The organism is Porphyromonas uenonis 60-3, from assembly GCF_000174775.1.
GTDB lineage: Bacteria > Bacteroidota > Bacteroidia > Bacteroidales > Porphyromonadaceae > Porphyromonas > Porphyromonas uenonis_A.
This window is the reverse complement of record NZ_ACLR01000059.1, coordinates 1-20,072: the sequence shown is the minus strand read 5'-3', so window position 1 is coordinate 20,072 and position 20,072 is coordinate 1. Positions and strand designations below refer to the sequence as shown.

Here is a 20,072-nt window from a genome sequence, read left to right as displayed (position 1 = left end):
ACAGTCTTTACGCTAGGGGGTGTCACTAATCTCTCATCGCTTCAATAGCCGAAATACGTATCGCTCTACGAGCTGGCGTGTAGCCCGCCACGATCCCCGCAATGATCATCACAACGAGGATGCCCAGCGCCATCTGTGGCGAGAGGACTGGCGTGTCGAAGAGATGGATCGTCTCGCCCATAATGGACATCTCGCCAATGTGGTAAGCGGTCACGAGGTAGTCGCCTAGAGCGACGAACCCCACGGCAATGACCAGACCGATAGCACCCGCCACCGCCGTGATGAAGAGGCTCTCGACCATAATCATCGCTAGGATGTCACGGGGCTTAGCGCCCAGTGCCTTGCGTATGCCGATCTCTTTGTATCGTTCCCGCACCGTGACCAGCATGATATTGCTCACGCCAACGATGCCGATGAGGAGCGTGCTCAGCCCGACGATCCAGAGGAAGAGGTAGAAGTAGTTGACTACCTTATTATACTGCTCGTTGTTGACATAGTTTGAGTAGCCCCACATCGCCTGATCATCATCGGGCGAGAAGGAGAGTATCGAGCTGAGCGCTTTGAGGAGCTCCTTGTTGAAAGCCTCGAAGTCTTTCCTGCTCCGTATCGTAGGCGCATAGATATAGCCACCATCAATACGCTGATCATTGGGATGGATCATGGTAAAGGTGCTACTCGGCATATAGGATGCCGATTGGTTTTGCGAAGCTTCGTAGACTCCCACCACGGTAAAGGAGACATTGTCGACAGAGACGCTCTTGCCGACCGCTTCACTGTACCGATCAGTGCCAAAGAGCTTCAGCGCATCGGAGGAGCTGATGAGGAGGGTCTTCTCCCTATTATATACATCGTTGCCATTGATGCCTCGTCCCGCCAGCATCTTGACACGGGTCTCGAAGTGCCCGAAGTAGTTGGCACCGATACCCTTTACCGCCCCCTCGACCACCTGTGATGCGTAGCTTATTTTATTCCAAGATCTAAGGCGGGGTGCGATGTCTTCAATAGCTGGTACCATCTCCTGCAGCTGTGCGAGCTGCGACTCGTCGAAATACAGCCACCGCCCTGCTGGGTAACCTTGGTAGGGAAGGTTGGTCATCCAGACTTCAAAGTATATGCCGTAGTTTGGCTCCGTGTCGCCCGCATTGGCACTCTTAGAGATACCACGGTTAAGTCCCACGCCGATGCTGAGGAGGATGACTAGAAAGATGATTCCCCACGCTACGGCAAAGCCTGTCAGGAAGGTGCGCAGGCGGTTGCGCTTGAGATTGTCTATGATCTCGGAGAAGTATTCGTGTCCTATACGCATAATGTGTGATCCTCTTTACCCAAACACTTCCTCGGGCAGACTGCTCGTCAGACCGCCGCCCTCGATCAGCCCATCCTTGATATGTATCGTGCGGTCACACATCTCGGCTACGCCAGGCTCGTGTGTCACGATGATCATCGTCAGGTGCGACTCGCGATTGATCTCTCGCAGCAGCTCCATCACCTCGATGGTGGTCTTGCTGTCCAAAGCTCCCGTCGGTTCATCGGCTAGGATGACTGAGGGCGTGGTGATGAGGGCTCGTGCGATTGCTATGCGCTGCTTCTGTCCTCCCGACATCTCGCTCGGCAGGTGCTCCGCCCAGTCGGATAGTCCCATGCGGGCGAGTAGCTCGGCAGCACGCTTGGTGCGCTCCTTGCGACCGACTCCCTGATAAAAGAGTGGCAGGGCAATGTTGTCCAGCGCATTCTTGAAGGGGATAAGGTTAAACGACTGAAAGACGAATCCTATTTGTCTAGAACGGATCTCGGCAGCGCGGTTCTCCGAGAGGCTATTGCTGAGTAGCTCCTCGCCTAGATGGTAGCTCCCCTCGTCGTAGCTGTCGAGGAGCCCGAGGATGTTGAGGAGCGTACTCTTGCCCGAGCCTGAAGCTCCCATGATAGCAACCATCTCGCCTGGGAAGATGTCGAGGTTGATCCCCTTGAGTACATGTAGTGGCTGCGCGCCCTGGTAGGTCTTGTGCAGATTGCGTAGCGATATGACCGGTTTAGCATTCATAAGTGTATTGGCTTAGCGTTTGTCTTAAGTAGTACACTGCAAAGGTAGTACAAATATTTGAATCTGCAATAGGAAAAACGCATCAGTGTATAACTTGAATCAAACAGTGTCGTTGAAGCGAGGCGTGTGTCTCTCCATTGGACTGTTCGTCCGACAGGTTCAACCAGCTTGACTCCTTCGATGCCCTCCGAGGCTCTTCGGAGACTCCGACACCATACCCTCGAGGAAATCAATCATTTCCTCGGTGAGGATTTTTGAATCTCCACGGAGGAACGAACCAATTCTTCGGAACTTTGATTTGCTTCTTCCGAAGTTTCATTTCATTCTTCCGAACTTTTATTTGGCCCCTCCGTGGGGAATTTTCGTTTTCCACGTGGAGATTCCCGATTTCCTCGGTAGACGTGTAACGGTTGTAGGGGCGCTCGGTCGAGCGTCCGTCCCCGTTAAAACCACGACGCTGTATCGCTTTGACACAACGGACGCCCTCCGACTCGATACTATCCGTGCGTCTCTACGGCGGGCTACTCGTCTCCTATGGCTATCCGATTTGCAAAGTTATCCGTCCCAAGTGTCTCTAGTCGGAATAGTTTTAATATCTTTGTAGCGTATAAACGAGTATACAACCTTAGATATGGATGATTCGTCCGCCCATAGTACCCTTGAGGAGCCTCCAGCGAGTCAGATGCTGGTAGCGGGTCCCTGCAGTGCAGAGAGTCGCGAGCAACTGCTTGAGGTCGCTCAAGGGCTAAAGGCGCAAGGCGTCACACATTTTCGGGCTGCCTTGTGGAAGCCACGTACCCGTCCGGGATCCTTCGAGGGTGTCGGAGTGGAGGGGCTTGCTTGGCTCCAAGAGGTGCAGGCCTCTACGGGACTCAAGGTGGGTACCGAGGTGTGTCTGCCCGAGCAGGTCGAGGCGGTACGCACTGCGGGCGTTGACTTCGTATGGATCGGCGCTCGCACGGTGAGCAATCCCTTTATGGTAGAGGCGATTGCCGAGCAACTGGAGGGAGCTACGCAGACCGTTTTGGTCAAGAATCCGATCAGTCCTGACGCTCCTCTATGGATGGGTGCCATAGAGCGTATCAAGAGCCGAGGAGTTGCCGAGGTGATGGCGATCCTAAGAGGTTGTACGCCTGTCTACACCAAGCAACTACGCAACAGCCCTCACTGGGAGATGATAGCCCAGCTGCGTGCGCTCTATCATAAGCGTTATGGAGCGGAGGAACACCTCCCTATCTTACTGGATCCAAGTCACATAGCGGGGCGAGCTGATCTCCTAGAGGCGGTCTGCCGTACGGGAATGCTCTATCCGATCGATGGCTTTATGATCGAGTGCCACTGCGACCCCGAGCATGCTTGGACAGATGCGCGTCAGCAGATCACGCCCGAGCAATTGCACCAGTTACTGAAGTCGCTGCAACATCCTAGCAGTGACCACGAGGCGATGCTCCGCCCGATGCGCTATCAGCTACGGGATCTAGACGCGGCACTCGTGGAGCTACTGGCGGAGCGCTGCAAGCTCACGCAGACTATAGGACGCTATAAGACGGCTAACCATCTAGGCCTTTATCAAGCTGATCAACGCGCAGCGGTAGAGGCTCACTATATAGAGCTGGCTACTCAGTATGGACTGGATCCGCACTGGGCGGCGCAGCTGTACAACTTGATCCACGACTACTCCCTGCGAGGACAAGAAGCCGTGGATACGAAAGATGCCAATAACTTTTAGAAGCTAGACTACTATAATAAGCAATGAAAAACAAAGCGATCATCAGCATAGGCAGTAATGAGCATCGCACGGCCAACGTAAAGGAGGTTATGGAGATACTCACGAAGCACTTCCCCACGATACGCTTTTCGACGCCCCAGCTCACGGAGCCTGTGGATATGCCCGAGGATGCCAAGGCTTTTCTCAATCTGATCGCACTCTTTGAGACCGATCTAGATAGAGAGACTCTAGAGGCTGAGCTAAAGAAGCTCGAGACTAAGCTGGGACGTGACCACGATGACGATGAGGAGGGTATCATACCGATGGATCTAGACATCATCGAGTGGAACGATGAGGTCTACAAGCCACAGGATATGGTCCGCCCCTATGTCGTCGCCGGACTAGACGAGCTAGACGAGCTGTAGAATTAGAGATTAGAGGTTAGAAGTTAGAGGTTAGAGTTTAGAAATTAGACCTTGGAGGTCCTAATCTTTCTAGCCTCACAAGCTTCTCACCCTTCTAACCTCTAATCTCTAACTTCTAACCTCTAATTTCTAATCTCTAATCTCCATGCCGACCCATCACAGAGATGATCACGAGCTCATGCGCTACCTCCTACGGACAGCAGATCAGTTGGGGGTGGCGAGCTACGTGACGCCTTATCGAGAGCTACTCGAGCGACTGATCCGTGAGGGACAGTATGGAGCTAACGAAGAGGAGGACGATCGGGAGACCTTTATGGAGCAAGCTGAGATGGCTCAGCTACTCTGCGATGAGATAGGGCTGGGAGTCGTCTCGATATCGGCGGTCCTACTGGAGCCTCCGTACATCCGAGGAGCTATCACAGCTCAAGAGGTTGAGGCGCTGTGCCCGCCTGGCACACTTCCTCTCATAGAGCGTCTGGCGCAGACGCATGAATTGTACCATCGCTACGACCTTCGTCAGGCCGATCAGGGAGAGGAGTTTCTCCTGACCATCGCCGAGGACATACGTGTCGTCTTGATACTCCTTGTGGAGTGTCTCAACAAACTCATCTATGCGAAGGAGCGCATGGACGAGAGTCGTAGGGTACTGCTAGCTCAGGTGGCGCAAGTACTCTTCGTACCGACAGCTCACCGCCTAGGACTTTACAAGATCAAGAGCCAGATGGAGGACTTGATCTTTAAGTACACAGACCCTAAGCATTACTACGAGATCAAAGAGCTGATGGGGCAGACCATCGTGGCAAGACAAGCTTATATGGATGCTTTTGTTGCTCCTATCCAGAAGCGTCTCGAAGAACTTCCCCTTCGCTGGCCCTACACGATCAAGTCTAGGAGCAAAACTTTTACCTCCATCATGAACAAGATGCGCAACAAAGGGGTCGCTTTCGATGAGATCCACGACCTCTCCGCCATGCGCATCATCATCGACGCGCCACCCGAGGAGGAGTACGAGGCGTGCTGGCTCGTCTATTCGATCGTGACGGATCTCTACACGCCCAATACGAAGCGTCTCCGCGACTGGATCTCGCAGCCTAAGGCAAACGGCTATGAGTCTCTACAGATTACGGTGCAGGGTCCCGAGGGCAAGAGCGTCGAGATACAGATCCGCACCACGCGTATGGATCGTATCGCCGAGAGTGGCATGGCTGCGCACTGGCGCTACAAGGGCGTCTCGGGAGAAGCTAGTCTAGACTCGCAACTCACCAGTATGCGTCAGGTGATCGAGGACTTGGCGGGTGATAAGGAGAAGGCGAATGCGCAGCTCTCCCTCCGAGTTGAGTCGAGAGATATCTTCGTCTTTACTCCGACGGGGCAGATGATTCGCCTGCCGAAGGGTGCCACGGTCCTGGACTTCGCCTTTGCCATACACTCCAATGTGGGGCTGATGGCGCAGAGTGCGCAGGTCAATGGCAAGCGTGCTAAGCTGAGAGATAAGCTGAAGAATGGCGATGTGGTCAACATTACCACGGCAAAGAACCAACGCCCCTCCATAGACTGGCTCCAGTCGGTCACTACCCGCAAGGCGAAGAACAAGATCCGCCAAGCGATACGTGACCAGCAAGAGAGCGGACTGCAAGCGGGCAAGGAGCTCCTCGAGAGACGCTTTAAGAATAGACACCTTGTCTACCAAGAGTCTATCTTCACCTCCCTCTTACGCAAGATGGGGTACAAGGGGAATATGGACTTCTTCATAGATCTCTCCGAGGAGCGGGTCAATGTGCCTAACTTCCTCGATCAGTACGCTGCACTTAGTGCTGAGGCGGAGGCTCGCGCTGCCGAGAGTAGGCGTGTAGCTTCCACACCGACAGCGATTAAATCGCCAGAAGCTTCCGACGGTCGTGAGATTGTAGTCTCCACGGCAGACTTCAAGGGGCTGGAGTACACGCTGGCCAATTGCTGCAACCCTAAGATGGGCGATGAGATCTTTGCCTATCCCTCTAAGTCGGGACTGAAGATACATACTCGTAGTTGCCCGAATGCCATTGACATCTTAGGCCGTCACGGAGATCGTGTCTTGCCAGCTCGCTGGCGGGGCATGGAGAGCTCTGCGGTGGTTGCGACGCTCTACGTGACGGCGCTTCACGATGCGGTCACAATAGGACGCGTCATCTCTACGCTCCATCAAGCGGACGAGTGTAGCTTGATCAATGAGGAACAACAGCTTGACGGGGGGCTTTGGCACGGCACCTTTACCTTTAGAGAGGGGGAGCGTCAAACGCTCTTTGCCCTGCAGGCACAGCTACAGAGCATCAAAGGGGTACAACAGGTGCGCCTCCAGCAGTAGCGCACTAAACGCTTTTAACATCGCAAGCATATAAGCAGAGACTGTTGCAAAAGTCAACAGTCTCACAATCTTGCAAGCAAGATTGTCTAGACTTTGTAGAAAGGATGAAGCGCAAGGCGCTGAGGGTGAGGTCTGAAGGGAGCATACCTCCGTATGTGACCGAAGCCGAATCCCGAAAGCAACACAGCGATTCGCCTTTATGCAACAGTCTCAAGCAGAGAGGGTCGCCACGTGGATGATACGTAGCGACCCTCTCTTAGATATTATTGAGACTTATGAGGTAGTCTCAGGAGAGCCTAGATGAATGACTGTGGTGCTAGCGTAAGCTACGCCACTAGGTCAGAGCTCTCTAATATATTACTCAGCAGCCTCAGCTGTCTCCTCAGCCTGAGCCTCGGGAGCCTCTGTCTGCGCCTCGGCAGCAGCCTCAGGAGCTGGAGCTGGTGCAGGAGCTGGTGTCTCAGACTCGATGACGGCGTGATTCTCCGAGATGACGGTGAAGGTGATAGGCACGATCACCTCACGGTGTAGACGTACCTGAGCATCGTAGTCGCCAACCTCCTTGACAGCCTTCTTGATCTGGATGATCTTGCGATCGATCTCGAAGCCCTTCTCAGCGAGTGCCTCAGCAAGCTGTATGTTCGTTACAGAGCCAAAGATGACACCATACTTAGATGTCTTAGCCTTGATCTCTAGGTGCATGCCATCGATCTTCTGACCGAGAGCCTGAGCCTCCTGCTTGATAGCCTCGAGCTTGTGAGCTCTCTGGCGCAGCTCCTCAGCGAGCATCTTCTTAGCGCTCTCGCTAGCGATGATAGCCTTCTTCTGAGGGATTAGGTAGTTGCGTCCGTAGCCATCCTTGACAGTTACGATATCATCCTTAAAGCCTAGGTTGATAATGTCTTCTTTCAGTATTACTTCCATTGTCTTATCGGTCTCTAGGTGATGATTACTTCATAAGGTCCGTTACGAAGGGTAGCAGAGCTAGGTGACGAGCACGCTTGACAGCCTGAGCTACACGACGCTGGAACTTGAGGCTATTGCCTGTGATGCGACGAGGGAGGATCTTACCCTGATCATTGAGGAACTTCTTGAGGAACTCGGGGTCCTTGTAGTCCACAAACTTGATGCGCGCCTTCTTAAAGCGGCAGTACTTCTTCTGCTGTACCTCTCCGGGGAGTGGTCTGCTATAGCGACCTCTTCTTGTTCTTGCCATGGTTTACTTCTCTGCTACAGGGTTACTTTTCAGTGCGCGACGCTTCTCAGCATACGCATGATGGAACTTGTCCTGAGCGATTGTGATGTAGCGCAGGACCGTCTCGTCACGTCTCATGAGTGTCTCAAAGGGCTTGATCACTGAGGGCTCAGCGTCAAACTCTATGAAGTGATAGAATCCGGTAGACTTCTTCTCGATGGGATAGGCGAGCTTCTTGAGCCCCCAGTGCTCATCGTTCACAATCGTAGCACCTGCAGAGGTGAGATGTGATGTGAACTTATCTACCGCTTCCTTCATCTGAGCATCAGACAAAACGGGAGTTAAAATGAAAACGGTTTCGTAGTGGTTCATATATAGTTAGTAAAAATGCTATTGCCTGCAAAGGTACACATATTTATTGAATAAACAAGCGCATCGCATCTCGCAGTCCTTTGTGGGGAGACTGGTGGAGGGGCAATAGAGGGTCAGTCTACCTCGACGACTAGGTGCCCGTCGTCGGAGAGGTAGAGGAGGTAGGCACGGACGGTCGTGAAGCCACTGGCTAGGAGCGCCTTGCGGTAGTTGCGTAGCTGGCGCTTGTGACGAGCGGTCTGATGCTGTGCCTCATCGCCACTCTTGTAGTCTATGATGACGGCTTGCTGCGCCTCCTCATCATACATGATGCGGTCGGGACGCTCTATGCGGGCTGTGCGTGTCTCGCTACTGGTGTCTTGTGTGAAGCGAACGACGCTCCGCTCGTTGACCACCTGCCACTTGCTACTCGGCTGGTAGTACTCGGCTATCGCAGGGTCTGCGAGTGCGCCCTCGAGTTGCTTGGTGAGGGGGGCTAGCTGCTCCTTGGGGAGGAGCCCCTGGTGGCACTTGGCCTGGAGTATATCTTGTAGTTCGTCGTGCTCTAGGTAGTCGATCTCACTTAGCAAGGCATGGAGGAATAGTCCTCTGCGTACGGCATCTTGCTCCTGATAGGAGACGCTCTGGAAGCGCCGCACGCGTAGCTGGGCTAGGTCGCTGGTCTGCTCTCTGCCAGAGATCCTGCGGGGCGCTGAGGCGGTGCTGGACTCTGCCGTAGGCTGAGTTTGAGGAGCTGTGGAGGGGTCTGTCTGAGTGTAAAAGGTGCACTGCAGGACTTCTCCAACTTTTGCCGAAGAAGTTGTGGCTTTGGAGCAGTGGAGGGGGATTTCTTTGGATCCGCAAAAGTCTGCACTGGAGGCGGTTTTATGGATCTCTTTGACTAGCTCGGAGATGACACTCTCGAAGTTGACACTCTTACCCGACGTCTCCTTCTTCTCACTGAGGATCAGGTGCATCTCGCTCTTGGCTCGTGTCATCGCTACGTAGAGCGTGTTGATACGGTCTAGGAGGGCTGCGCCCTCTTCGGCTGCGATCCTGTGGCGGAAGGAGGTGCTCAGAGTCTCTTTGGTAGAGGAGATGGGGAGTAGGGGAGGAATCTCCACATCCGTACCTAGTAGCTCGCGAAGCTCGTCCATCACCTCCTTGTCATCGCACCAGATGATGTCGTTGTGGTCTAGGAGCCTCCACTGGTACTCCAGAAGGCAGACGACGGGGAAGCCTAGCCCCTTGGCCGAGTGTATGGTGAGGAGCTGCAGTGCATCTTGCGTCTCTAGGCATAGTCTAGGGGTGTGGGTCTCTAGCCACTCAAGGAAGCCCTGCAGATCCACGTAGTTGTCCTGGCTATAGTCCTGTACGGTGTCTAGGAGTGCATCTATGTAGGGTTGGTCGGCGGAGGTGATGAGGGGGCTCACGGCCTTGACGATCAGTAGTGTGAGTTCGTAGAGCGAGGCGCCCTGCCCCTCGCTGTAGCAGCGGGTGAGATCTAGGGCGGGTAGGTCATGGATGCTACGCGCTAGCACGGCATAGTGCGCTGTGGCTAGTCGGTGCTCGAAGCTCTTGCTGTAGAGCTCCTCAGCGGCACCTGCATTGACTAGCACGCTGTGCATGATCTCTACGATGAGTCGGTAGAGCGGGTTGGCATCTAGCGAGAGCATCTCACGAGATACGAAGGCGAGGGGCTCCTGTTCAGATTTGTGCTCTTGGTTGTACTGAATGATGGACTGAGCGATGCGCTGGAGGGTATCGTTCTTTGGCGTCAGGATGGCGATGTCGGAGAGCTTGTAGCCACGCTCTCGGAGGGAGGGGATGACGTGCTCGAGGAGGTAGTCGATCTTTGCCTGGAGCTGATCCTGTGGGCTAGCCTCCTGCCACTGATGGATGAAGACCCCGCCTACCTTGTTGAGGTGCTTATCGGGAACTTCTTGATGGACCTCTGAGGCGGCGTAGATGTTCTCGATAAGCTTGTAGCTTTCGGAAGATTTATCCAGCTTGAGCTGGGAGGCGCCGGGTAGGAGAGAGAAGAAGCGGTTGTTGAAAGAGACAATCGCTGGAGCGCTACGCCAGTTGAACTCTAGGTTGTGTGTCTTCTCGTAGTTGGAGAAGTCCTTGCTCAGGCTCTCCTGCAGGAGCATCGGGTCGCTATTGCGAAAGCGGTAGATGCTCTGCTTGACATCTCCGACGATGAAGCTAGAGCCATCAGCAGCTAGAGCCTCATTGAGGAGTGGCTTGAAGTTTTCGTACTGAAAGCGACTGGTGTCCTGAAACTCATCGATCATGTGATGCTTGAGCTTGGTACCGATCCGCTCATAGATAAAAGCTGTGCTATGCTCCCTACCCACGAGGGTGCGAATGAGTTGCTTGGCGTTGTCTAGGAGCGTGATGTTTAGCTCCTCCGAGACCTTGCTGACATTGCTTTGTATCTCTCCGAGGAGCTGGAGGTCGTACCCCTTTCTGATGGCGGTCTGCAGGGTAAAGAGCTTTGTGTGGAGGGGCAGTATCTTGTAGAAGGCGCTAAGCAGGGGAGAACCCTCAAAGCCCTTTGTGTAGCGCTCATCAAGGGCCTCCTCAACGTTGAAGTGCCTCAGATACTTATCCCACGTGGTGGCGGTTATATAGGATTTTGTGGCACCGATGGTCGGCTGATCCTTCGTCGTGTCAGTCAGTCTAGCGAGAGGGGATTGCTGTCCGCCAGGGAACTTAGTGCCTGGGATGACTTGAGCTCGGAATGCGTCTACCTGATTGCGGATCTCCTCCCGCACGATATCGATCTGCGCCTTGACCGCTTTCAAAAAGAGGGGATAGGTCTTGGGGTTGAGCAACTGTTTATTCTTGAAGGCTAGCTCCTGTATCTGCTCATTGTAGAGCTGCTTGGCGAAGAGGGTCAGGCTGTTCTTGAGAGCGTAGATCGACTTGTCGGCTTGGTCGGTCAGAAAGCGCTTGATCGCCTCCTGGGCTTCTGGGGATGGCTCGTCAAAGAGTCGCTCCACGGCTAGTCCTAGTATCTGATCGGTGGAGAGCTCGATGCGTGTCGTGGGGCGCTGCTTGAGCTCGATGGCTAGTGCATGGATGATGTCTTGGAAGAAGGAGTCGATCGTCTTGACTCGTAGTCCGTCATAGTCAAAGAGTATGGACTGGAGCGCCGTGCGTGCTCTTGTGGATAGCTGCTTATCACTGTAATGCTTATTAAAGGTGCCGTAGAAAGGCGACTCTTGAGGCGCTACCGCCAGTGTGGAGAGCTCCTTGAAGAAACGCTCCTTGAGCTCTCGGGTAGCTAGGTTGGTAAAGGTGACCGCCTGGACTTCCTGGTAGCTACTTTCGGGGTACTGCAGGACATGGCGCAGGAAAGCTTCCGTCATGGTGTGGGTCTTGCCCGCTCCTGCCGAAGCTTTGTAGATATGGAGTCGCTTGTTGCTCGTACTCATAGCACTATTGCGGAGACTCAGGCTGCTCCTTTCGCTGTATGTTGTCGCTGAGACCCTGGTAAAGCTTGCGGTACTCAGACTCTAGGTAGAGATGCACGCCTAGGGTGATCAGCGAGAGGACGACACCTGTCACGACTAGGTACCAAAGTTCCCATCGGAAGGCCAAAGTGAGGACGAGGAGCACCCAGCGGTTGTAGTTGCTGAGCAGACCTAGCGTGACGTCGACACCACGCTTGTACTGAGGCATCTGCTGGACAAACTGCGCTGGCACGCCTTCCTGATGCGCATGCCGATAGAGTAGCGACTGTAGCCGGTAGTGCCACGGGAGAAGAACTTCCCAGAGTGTGAGTAAGCGATAGAGCGCACGTCTAGACCATTTGCCCTCGGGCTCTTTAGGACTGGTCGCCTGATAGCCTCGTTGGTATCGGTAGGCAAAGAGTGGAGCGTAGTGATGAGCCTCTAGCTGTGCAGACATACTGCGCTGGGAGTACCTGACGAAGTACTCGATGAGTAGCTGATAGAGGTAGAGGAGTATGACGATAAGCGCTGGGGCAACGTACCACCAGTCCGAGATGCCCGTAGCGCCTGCCTCCTCTGGCGGGTAGGTGCTGATGCGTATCGGCAAGGAGACGAGGAGCGCCAGCTGTATGACGATCGGCGTGGCTGTGAACCAGACGACAACCTGCTTGCTAAGCGCTGGAACCGTCTGTCTCGTGACGCGCTGTCGCTCTACTGAGTAGGCTGTTTCGTTGAGTATCAGAGCCAGCAGTATGACTACCGTGCCAACGATACTGCTCCACAGAGAGATCGGGTCAAGCAGTGTGAAGGCTGCGACGACGCCCATGAGCATCGCCAGCATAGACATGTAGTGAGCCTCGGCAAAGTCTGTACGCACCAGCACTTCGCGGGCTATGCGATCAGTCATGGGTCTTATCCCTTTGCGAGCTATGAGTCCATTGATGCGCTCCATATCCTTTGTCGCTCTTTGCATTTACTCGTTATCTCCTCGTTTGTTCTTGTAGAGCTTAGGTAGCACATTGCTACGCGCCTCATCGTCTGCCATGCGATGGCGGTAAAGGTCTATAGCCATGTAGATAGACTCCATAAGCGCCTGCTCGTTGGCGATGCCTTGCATCACGATATCGTAGCCCGTGCCGTGGTCAGGCGAGGTACGTATGATAGGTAGTCCAGCCGTCACGTTAACCCCATCGTGTAGGTGTAGTAGCTTGAAGGGGGCTAAGCCCTGATCGTGATACATAGCCAAGACCGCATCGTACTGCTGATAAGCTCCCGAGCCCCAGAAACCATCGGTCGAGAAAGGTCCAAAAGCATAGATCCCCATCTCCCGCTGCGCAATGGCGATAGACGGAGCGATGACCTCTAGCTCCTCGGAGCCGATCAGTCCGTTGTCCCCAGCGTGTGGGTTGAGCCCGAGGACCGCTATGCGAGGCGAAGAGATCAGGAAGTCACGTCGCAGCGCTTCGTCTAGGATCTCCAAAGTCTTGAGGACTCGTCTCTGAGTGATGACCTTGGGCACTTGGCTAATGGGATCGTGCGTTGATACCAGTGCAACCCGCAGACCCGAAGGCGCTGCGAGGATCATCAGGGGTTCCTTGCCCTGTCCGCAAGCCACGCCTAGGTAGGCGGTGTGTCCTTTGTAGGGGAAGCGGTCTTGTGGCATGGCCGACTTATTGATCGGACAGGTGACCAAGACATCTATCGCACCACGGTTAATGTCGCTCGTGGCTCTCTCTAAGGCAGCTAGGGCAGCTAAGCCCGCAGGCTCCGTCACCTTGCCAGGTGTCACGTCAATCTCGTCACCCACCACGTCAATCACGTTGACCACGTCGGGCTCCGCCTCCTCCGCGTCAGTGATCAGATGCCACGACGCACGCTCCATCTGTAGTGCCTTACTGTAGTACGCAGCGATACGTGGAGATCCGTATATAATAGGTGTAAAGAGGTCGGTCACGCCATTGCGGTTGAAGAGCTTGAGCAGTAGCTCGTAGCTCGTTCCGTTGATGTCGCCGTGAGTTATCCCGACCACAATTCTTCTGTCAGTCATAAATCGTTCAATAGGTTGTGTAAGCCGTCCAGCGTGCCTGTGCTACTTGCTCAGCGTCCCACAGCTCGACGGAGTCAGCTCTTACGGAGAAGAGCGCCGCCTCGACCTGTTGCATCACATCTCGCTTAGCTTCATTGGGATGGTAGACAAAAGCCTCAGCAACGACCAGCTCGTTACCCTGAGGAGTGACGAATGCGTGCTGTACGAATGGCCCGCCCATAGATCCTCCGCCACGTAGCTCCCAGAGTCCACGTAGCTCAGTGCGTAAGGGCTGTCCCTCGATGGAGACCTGTCTTGTCATCAAGATGTGAGGTGCCGTGACCGCATGACTTCCCTCGACAGGTCCAGGCACATTGACCGCCAGGACCGAGTCGCGTAGAGCCACGAGGTAAGGCGCCGTCAAAGCTTCACCATGGTAAGGCACTTTGTAGAGGAGCATGTCGGTGCGCCGACGCATCGCATTGTTGGAGAGCCAGAGACAATTCTTGCCCACCTTGTAGGAGACGATGTCTTCGGGAGCGTTGATATGGTAGCCGAGATGCTTTACCGCTAGTTCGTCAGCCTTGTGGCTAAAGTTCTTCACCAAGTTGCTCGCTTGTACCGCCAGCTCGTGGCGTACGAATAGGTTGAGCACAGCACGCCCACGATCCGCCATCAAGTAGCAGACCGAGTCTGGCGAGGGGCTCTGTATCGTCACTACAATCTGTCCATGCGCCCACTGGTCGTAAGCGAACTTGACGCTGTTCTGCGTATAGCGTCCCGCATCGATGTCTACGATCAAGATGTTGCGCACATAGCGGAGGAAGGTGTCAAAGTCTTTGGGGTCCACCGTCGTCACGTCCATCTGCTCCTCGATCTGAGGCATCGCGGGTACATAGCTTCGCAACATCGCCTTGACAGCCGTGCCGACAGAGTCCGCTAGGTAGTCACGATCCATGACGAGCATCACCTCGTTTGGCTTACCACTAGCCTGAGTGAAGGTGTTCCCGCCACCATCCGAGCAACTACACACAGCCAGCAGTGCCACGAGGAGCGACGCAATCTGATATAAAGGTCTCATAAGTCTATCGCTTTATAGCGGGTAAATCACTCAGCACCGCCTTTGCGCTTGCTGTAGCTCTCTTGCCGCTCCTTGACCTCCTGATACTTGTCCTCAATACTCTTATTGTCGGGGTACTGCTCCCGCATCGTCTCTAGGAGGGGTAGCACGATCGGGAAGTTGTAGTATCTCGTCTTCAGGATATAATCCACGAGGAGTAGCAGACGATGGATGGTGCCTGGCGAAGCAATGCCACTAGCGGTGAAGCCCTTCTCGTTTGATCCTTTGCAAAAGACCACCTCGTCCGTCACGCTGAGATCTTCGTCGGTCAGCGCATTAAAGGGGAACCAGTAGTTTGTCTTCTCCTCATCAAAGGCCTCGATAAAGCCGTACTTCTTCATATTCTCCCGCATCTTGATCGTACCCGCAGGGCGCACTATCTGTAGATCTTCCTCGGGAATAGTTGCTCTGTCCTCGCTCGCCTCTATTTCGTCTAGGATCTCGCTGAGGGTAGGCTTGTCGGCAGAGTTGCGAGGGTATCGGTTGGGACCCGCCTTTTGTTGCTTGACAGCGTGTGACTTGATCTGATTCTTGTCCGGGAGTGGAATACGGTCGCCTGGCTTGTATATGTAGGTTTTGTCCTTGTCTATAGAACCCTCTAGAGGTGAGAGCAGGCTCTCTATCGCCTCTTCATCGGATAGCTTCTTCACGTCACGCTCCTCAGAGAGCTCCTCCTCTTCGAGTGAGTCTCTTAGCGAGCTAGCGGATCGCTCTCTCTTGTGATACACCGTAAAGGACTCAATCAGCTCCTCACGGATGAAATGCTGGTCACCACGACGACTCTCGAGGACTATGTAGTCGCCACAAACAGCCTGGAAGGTGCCTCGGAAGGTCCTATCCTTCGATACTATAAGAACACTCTGACCTGGTGTCAGCCAACTTGCGAAATCATTCATCATAATCGATATGTTTATTAGTCTGTAATCTGTATGCCACGGGTACGTCAGTCTAGCTCGTACTCTCTCGTACTAGACCGCCCGTGTCAATACACAAAGATAGTGAATTCTTTGACTCCTTGGCAACGTTGCGCCACATTCTCTCCAATTCTCGTAAATCTCACGAATAGCCCTTGTAGGGACGCACGGATAGTGTTGAGTCGGAGGGCGTCCGTTGTAGAACGATCTTGACGATGTTGCTTTTGACGGGAACGGACGCACAGAGCGTGCGTCCCTACAAGTCGCTACACGTCAGTACGTTGAGCCGACCCGTTGCTCAGGCTAGCTTTACGAAGCTTTGTGGCGCAGGCGTCGCAGGAGCGGGGCAAAGGCTTTGCCCAGTTGCTCGCGCCAAGCGACATACCCCGTGAGCGCAACAAAGACCACGGTGCTGAGTAAGAGACGCATCCACATCGCTGGCATCGTGCCATAGATCCACAAGACGAGCCCCACGGCGATGGCGCCCACTGCGAGATAGCCCGCTGTCGCCCCTAGTCGGTACGGTACGGGGTAGTACTTGCGCCCGAGGAAGTAGGAGATGAGTACTAGCAGGAGGTTGCTCACCACCGAGGCGTAGGCACACGCCATGAAGCCCCAGTGCGGTGCTCCCCACACGATGATCGCCACCGTGAGCAGACAGCCCAGCGTGGAGATGATGCCACCCCAGTAGGTGCGGTCGGTCAGCTTGTACCAGAGCGATAGATTGTAGTAAATGCCGAAGAGCACCTCCCCGAGCATCACATAGGGTACGACCCGTAGCCCGTCATAGTAGGCGGGACTGATCAGCACCTTGAGCAGGTCAAGGTAGCACATCACCGCTACGTAGATAAAGATCGCCGAGAGCAGGTAGTAGTGCATCGCCTTAGCATAGGTGATGCGACGCTCGCGCTCCGCTGCCGCCTCCTCGTCTGCCGAGAGCTCGCCCTCCTTGCCTCGCTGGAAGATAAATGGCTCGTAAGCAAAGCGGAAGGCTTGCGTAAACATGACGATCACGACCGCTATCTTGTACCCAGCGCTGTAGATGCCGAGCTGCGTATTGGCAAAGGTTTGATCTGCAAAGAGCAAGGGAAAGATGATCTTGTCCGCCATCTTGTTGAAGTTGCCCGCTATGCCGAGCAAGACCATCGGCAGCGAGTAGTGGAGCATGCGACGAAGGAGCCCCCAGTCGAAGCGCCCGCCGCCACGCGCCTCTTTCATGTAGGGTATCAAGACCAGCAGGAGGATGATGTTGGCGATCATGTTCGAGAGGAAGATATACTCGACCCCGAGCCCTGGCTCGTACCACCAGTCGACCGCCCCTGGAGCGACCCTCTGGAGCCAAGGACAGACCAGTAGGAAGAAGAGATTGAGCGCCACCGTCAGGAGTACGTAGCCTATCTTGATCAAGCCATAGCGCAAGGCTTGATTGGTGTAGCGCAGATAGGCAAAGGGGATACTGGTGAAAGCATCGATCGCCACGATCACAATGAGCATCGCCACAGGGCGCAGCATATCCGCATAGCCGAGAGCCGCACCGATTGGCTTGACAAAGAGCAAGCCCAAGATGAGGAAGAGGAGCGAACTGGTGCCTAGCGTACGCAAACTATTAGCGTACACCTTACGCCCGTCACCCTCACGGCTAAAGCGGAAGAAGCCCGTCTCCATCCCATACGTTAGGAGGATCAGGAGCAGTGCCACCCAGGCATACAGATTGGTCACGATACCGTAGTCCGCTGGCGAGGGAAGCTGATACACATAGAGCGGGAAGAGCGCCCAGCCGAGGAAGCGACTGAGCATAGTTGTCGCTCCGTAGATGACGGTGTCCTTAAAGAGACTCTTGATACGGCTACTCATAAGATTTCTATAAACGGTTTTTCGAGTAAAGCATTACACTTCGTACAGATCCCCCTCTTGTGCTGCAAAGCTATTGGGAAAGACCTCTTGCGCCTCCTTCAGTAGCACCGACACATCGTCATAGCGTCCTGAGTAGTGGCCCAAGAGCAGTTGACCTACCTCGGCAGCCTTAGCCACCTCTGCCGCTTGCCGTGCCGTCGAGTGCCCGTAAGTCTCCGCACGGTCGAGAAACTCTTCACTGTAGGTGCTCTCGTGGTAGAGGAGGTTCACCCCACGAATCTGCTCCACCAGATGCCACGCAGGGAGCGTATCTGAGAGATAAGCGTAGGAGCGGGGCGGGCGACCAGGCTTCGTCAGCTCACGGTTCGGGATGATGCGCCCGCCACCTTGAGGGACATAGTCTAGCCCCATTTGCAGAGCTGGCATAGCGCTGTAAGGGATTTGGTAAAAGTTCGTAGCCACAGGATCGATCCTCCTCGGCATACAGTGCTCACGGCAGAGGAAGCCGACGGCACTCGTACGGTGACGCAGGGGCAGCGTGTCGACCGTGATCCACTCGTCGGTGTAGATGGACGGGCTAACCTCGTCACTCGGCGCGATCGTCACAGAGAGCGCGTAGGAACTCTCCTCCACATGATGCGCCTCTATGTAACGTATGAAGTCGGCCACCTCGGCAGTCGTCACGATCGTGAGCGGCTTCGTGCGCCCTACGTGTGCCATCGAGGTAAGCAGACCAGGTAGTCCGAAGCAGTGATCCCCGTGAGCATGAGAGATAAAGAGCGCCTCCAGCTGTGTCATCTTATAGCCCGCCATAATGAGCGAGTGCTGCACCCCCTCGCCAGCATCTATCAGGTAGTGATGCCCAGCGACGGTCAGCACTTGCGCTGACGGTAGATGATGCCGTGTGGGACGCGCAGAGCCACAACCGAGGATCTTGACTTGCATCTCAAGCGTGTTGCTATAAAAACGGAGCTACGGCTAAGACTCTTCCTCCTCCTCTGGCGTATAGCGGTAAAAGCCTACGCCCACCTTGCGACCGAGTTGACCGGCACGTACCTTACGACGTAGCAGTGGGTGCGGACGATACTTGCTATCCATAAACTCCGCAAAGAGCCCCTCCAAGATCTCCAGACAGGTGTCTAGTCCGATCCAGTCTGCCAGCTCTAGCGGTCCCATCGGGTGACTAGCCCCAATGCGCATCGCACGGTCTATATCTTCGATAGAGCCGATGCCCTGCGCCAGCTCGGTGATCGCCTCGTTGATCATCGGTATGAGCATACGATTGACGATGTAGCCTGGCGAGTCCTCGACGTAGACAGTCTCCTTGCCCATCGCATCGCACAGCTCCTGGATCTGCTCGAGCGTCTCCTGAGAGGTGTGCTGTGACGAAACAATCTCGACGAGATCAATGAGTGGCACCGGATTGAAAAAGTGCATCCCCGCCACAAGCGACGGACGCTGCGTAGCGTTGCCCAGCTCCGTGATGCTAATTGACGAAGTGATCGAAGCGATGATCGTCTCCTCGCTCAGGACAGCATCGAGGTCTCGGTAGAGCTCCTTGTGCTCCTCGAGGGAGCCACTAGACGCCTCTATGACTAGGTTGGCGGAGACAATGTCAGCATTGTCCACGGTCACCTTGATGCGACTGAGGAGCTCCTGTCGCTCCGCATCGCTCCAGCCGAAGAGTTCGCCGCACTCCACCAGCGACTGCTCGAGGAGTGGGATGGCTCGCTTCTGACGGTCTAGTGAGCGCGCCTGTATGACGGTAGGTATATGGTGCATAGCCAGACAGATGGCTATGCTACGACCCATAGAACCAGCGCCCACGATAGCCACCTTCTTGTCGTAGTGGGTCGTAGCGGTACTGCTCTGGGTAGAAGTCTCTCTTGTCATTGTTTTGTAGTCTCTCTTGCGGATCAAAGGTACAAAAAAGCGCTCACCCGTCTAGCGTGACGTGTAACGGCTGTAGTAACGCACGATCGAGCGTCCGTTGTATCAAGGCGGGACGTATAACGGTTGTAGGGACGCTCGGTCGAGCGTCCGTTGTGTCAAAGCGAGACGTGTAACCCGTGTAGGGACGCACGATCTGTGCGTCCGTCCCCGTTAAAACTACAACGCTGTAACCTCTGACACAACGGACGCACGACCGTGCGTCCCTACAGCCGTTACTCGTCTCTGTGCGTCCGTCCCCGTTAAAACCACAATGTAAAGGACGAAATTGCAATATCCGCCTCAATCCTCGGCTAAGTTATACGAGGAGTGTTAGTTAGCAGTGCCTAGAGCTACCAACCTCTCGACATAAACATCTGGCCCTCGAAGAATTCACCAAATAGCTCCCGAGGAAATGCAAATCCTCCACGGAGGCAATGAGAAATTCATCGGAAGATCGAAATAAAAGTTCGGAAGAATGAAATGAAACTTCGGAAGAATGAAATGAAAGTTCGGAGGAATTTGCCGTTTTCCCCGTGGCGGATTTGCATTTCCTCGGGAGAAAATCCATTTAGTCGGAAAGTGTCCGAAATATGAGACTGTTGCAAAAGGATGAAGCGCAAGGCGCTGAGGGTGAGGTCTGAAGGGAGCATACCTCCGTATGTGACCGAAGCCGAATCCCGAAAGCAACACAGCGATTCGCC

General features: G+C 54.6%; 16 protein-coding genes. 3 read left to right on the top strand and 13 right to left on the bottom strand.

The annotated features are described in order from the left end of the window. Positions 1 to 25 precede the first annotated feature (25 nt). Together PORUE0001_RS01665 and PORUE0001_RS01660 are read right to left on the bottom strand one after the other, a co-directional pair. Positions 26 to 1,306 carry an ABC transporter permease gene (locus PORUE0001_RS01665; protein WP_007364747.1) on the bottom strand — a complete coding sequence of 427 codons (1,281 nt, stop codon included), beginning with the start codon at positions 1,304 to 1,306 and terminating at the stop codon, positions 26 to 28. 15 nt (positions 1,307 to 1,321) lie between these two features. After that, a complete protein-coding gene (locus tag PORUE0001_RS01660) occupies positions 1,322 to 2,041 on the bottom strand; it encodes an ABC transporter ATP-binding protein (RefSeq protein WP_007364733.1) in 720 nt (239 codons plus the stop codon). A gap of 631 nt (positions 2,042 to 2,672) precedes the next feature. Between PORUE0001_RS01660 and PORUE0001_RS01655 the strand changes: the two genes are divergently transcribed. The 3 genes from PORUE0001_RS01655 (at position 2,673) to PORUE0001_RS01645 (ending at position 6,518) form a co-directional block, all read left to right on the top strand. Then, the gene (locus PORUE0001_RS01655) at positions 2,673 to 3,770 is read left to right on the top strand and encodes a chorismate mutase (protein WP_007364743.1); all 1,098 of its coding nucleotides are present in this window, start codon (positions 2,673 to 2,675) and stop codon (positions 3,768 to 3,770) included. Between the two features lie 23 nt (positions 3,771 to 3,793). After that, on the top strand, positions 3,794 to 4,174 hold the full coding sequence (locus PORUE0001_RS01650; RefSeq protein ID WP_007364762.1) for a 2-amino-4-hydroxy-6-hydroxymethyldihydropteridine diphosphokinase: 381 nt from the start codon (positions 3,794 to 3,796) through the stop codon (positions 4,172 to 4,174). Between the two features lie 145 nt (positions 4,175 to 4,319). Beyond that, on the top strand, positions 4,320 to 6,518 hold the full coding sequence (locus tag PORUE0001_RS01645) for a RelA/SpoT family protein (RefSeq protein ID WP_007364718.1): 2,199 nt from the start codon (positions 4,320 to 4,322) through the stop codon (positions 6,516 to 6,518). Positions 6,519 to 6,875: 357 nt separating this feature from the next. Here the strand turns inward: PORUE0001_RS01645 and rplI are convergent, their stop codons facing one another. The 11 genes from rplI to PORUE0001_RS01590 all read right to left on the bottom strand — a co-directional run bounded on the left by rplI (position 6,876) and on the right by PORUE0001_RS01590 (position 19,332). Continuing rightward, positions 6,876 to 7,442 (bottom strand): 50S ribosomal protein L9, encoded by a 567-nt coding sequence (gene rplI, locus PORUE0001_RS01640; protein ID WP_007364727.1) that lies wholly within the window; start codon positions 7,440 to 7,442, stop codon positions 6,876 to 6,878. Between the two features lie 25 nt (positions 7,443 to 7,467). Further along, on the bottom strand, positions 7,468 to 7,734 hold the full coding sequence (rpsR, locus tag PORUE0001_RS01635) for a 30S ribosomal protein S18 (RefSeq protein WP_007364735.1): 267 nt from the start codon (positions 7,732 to 7,734) through the stop codon (positions 7,468 to 7,470). 3 nt (positions 7,735 to 7,737) lie between these two features. Further along, a complete protein-coding gene (gene rpsF / locus PORUE0001_RS01630) occupies positions 7,738 to 8,085 on the bottom strand; it encodes a 30S ribosomal protein S6 (protein ID WP_007364715.1) in 348 nt (115 codons plus the stop codon). Positions 8,086 to 8,198: 113 nt separating this feature from the next. Further along, entirely contained in the window at positions 8,199 to 11,507 is a 3,309-nt protein-coding gene (locus tag PORUE0001_RS01625; RefSeq protein WP_007364708.1) for a UvrD-helicase domain-containing protein, read from the bottom strand. A gap of 4 nt (positions 11,508 to 11,511) precedes the next feature. After that, positions 11,512 to 12,477: a hypothetical protein gene (locus PORUE0001_RS01620; RefSeq protein WP_232501387.1), complete on the bottom strand. Its 966-nt coding sequence runs from the start codon at positions 12,475 to 12,477 to the stop codon at positions 11,512 to 11,514. 21 nt (positions 12,478 to 12,498) lie between these two features. Then, positions 12,499 to 13,572, bottom strand: a complete 1,074-nt coding sequence (pdxA, locus tag PORUE0001_RS01615; protein WP_039865289.1) for a 4-hydroxythreonine-4-phosphate dehydrogenase PdxA — start codon at positions 13,570 to 13,572, stop codon at positions 12,499 to 12,501. A 7-nt stretch (positions 13,573 to 13,579) separates the two neighbouring features. Beyond that, positions 13,580 to 14,632: a DUF4837 family protein gene (locus PORUE0001_RS01610; protein WP_007364746.1), complete on the bottom strand. Its 1,053-nt coding sequence runs from the start codon at positions 14,630 to 14,632 to the stop codon at positions 13,580 to 13,582. A gap of 26 nt (positions 14,633 to 14,658) precedes the next feature. Next, positions 14,659 to 15,567 carry a DNA-binding protein gene (locus PORUE0001_RS01605; protein ID WP_232501386.1) on the bottom strand — a complete coding sequence of 303 codons (909 nt, stop codon included), beginning with the start codon at positions 15,565 to 15,567 and terminating at the stop codon, positions 14,659 to 14,661. Positions 15,568 to 15,894: 327 nt separating this feature from the next. After that, on the bottom strand, positions 15,895 to 17,439 hold the full coding sequence (locus PORUE0001_RS01600) for a lipopolysaccharide biosynthesis protein (RefSeq protein WP_007364726.1): 1,545 nt from the start codon (positions 17,437 to 17,439) through the stop codon (positions 15,895 to 15,897). A 33-nt stretch (positions 17,440 to 17,472) separates the two neighbouring features. After that, entirely contained in the window at positions 17,473 to 18,384 is a 912-nt protein-coding gene (locus tag PORUE0001_RS01595) for a ribonuclease Z (RefSeq protein WP_007364712.1), read from the bottom strand. A gap of 33 nt (positions 18,385 to 18,417) precedes the next feature. After that, positions 18,418 to 19,332 carry a 3-hydroxyacyl-CoA dehydrogenase family protein gene (locus tag PORUE0001_RS01590; RefSeq protein ID WP_050771548.1) on the bottom strand — a complete coding sequence of 305 codons (915 nt, stop codon included), beginning with the start codon at positions 19,330 to 19,332 and terminating at the stop codon, positions 18,418 to 18,420. Positions 19,333 to 20,072 lie beyond the last annotated feature (740 nt).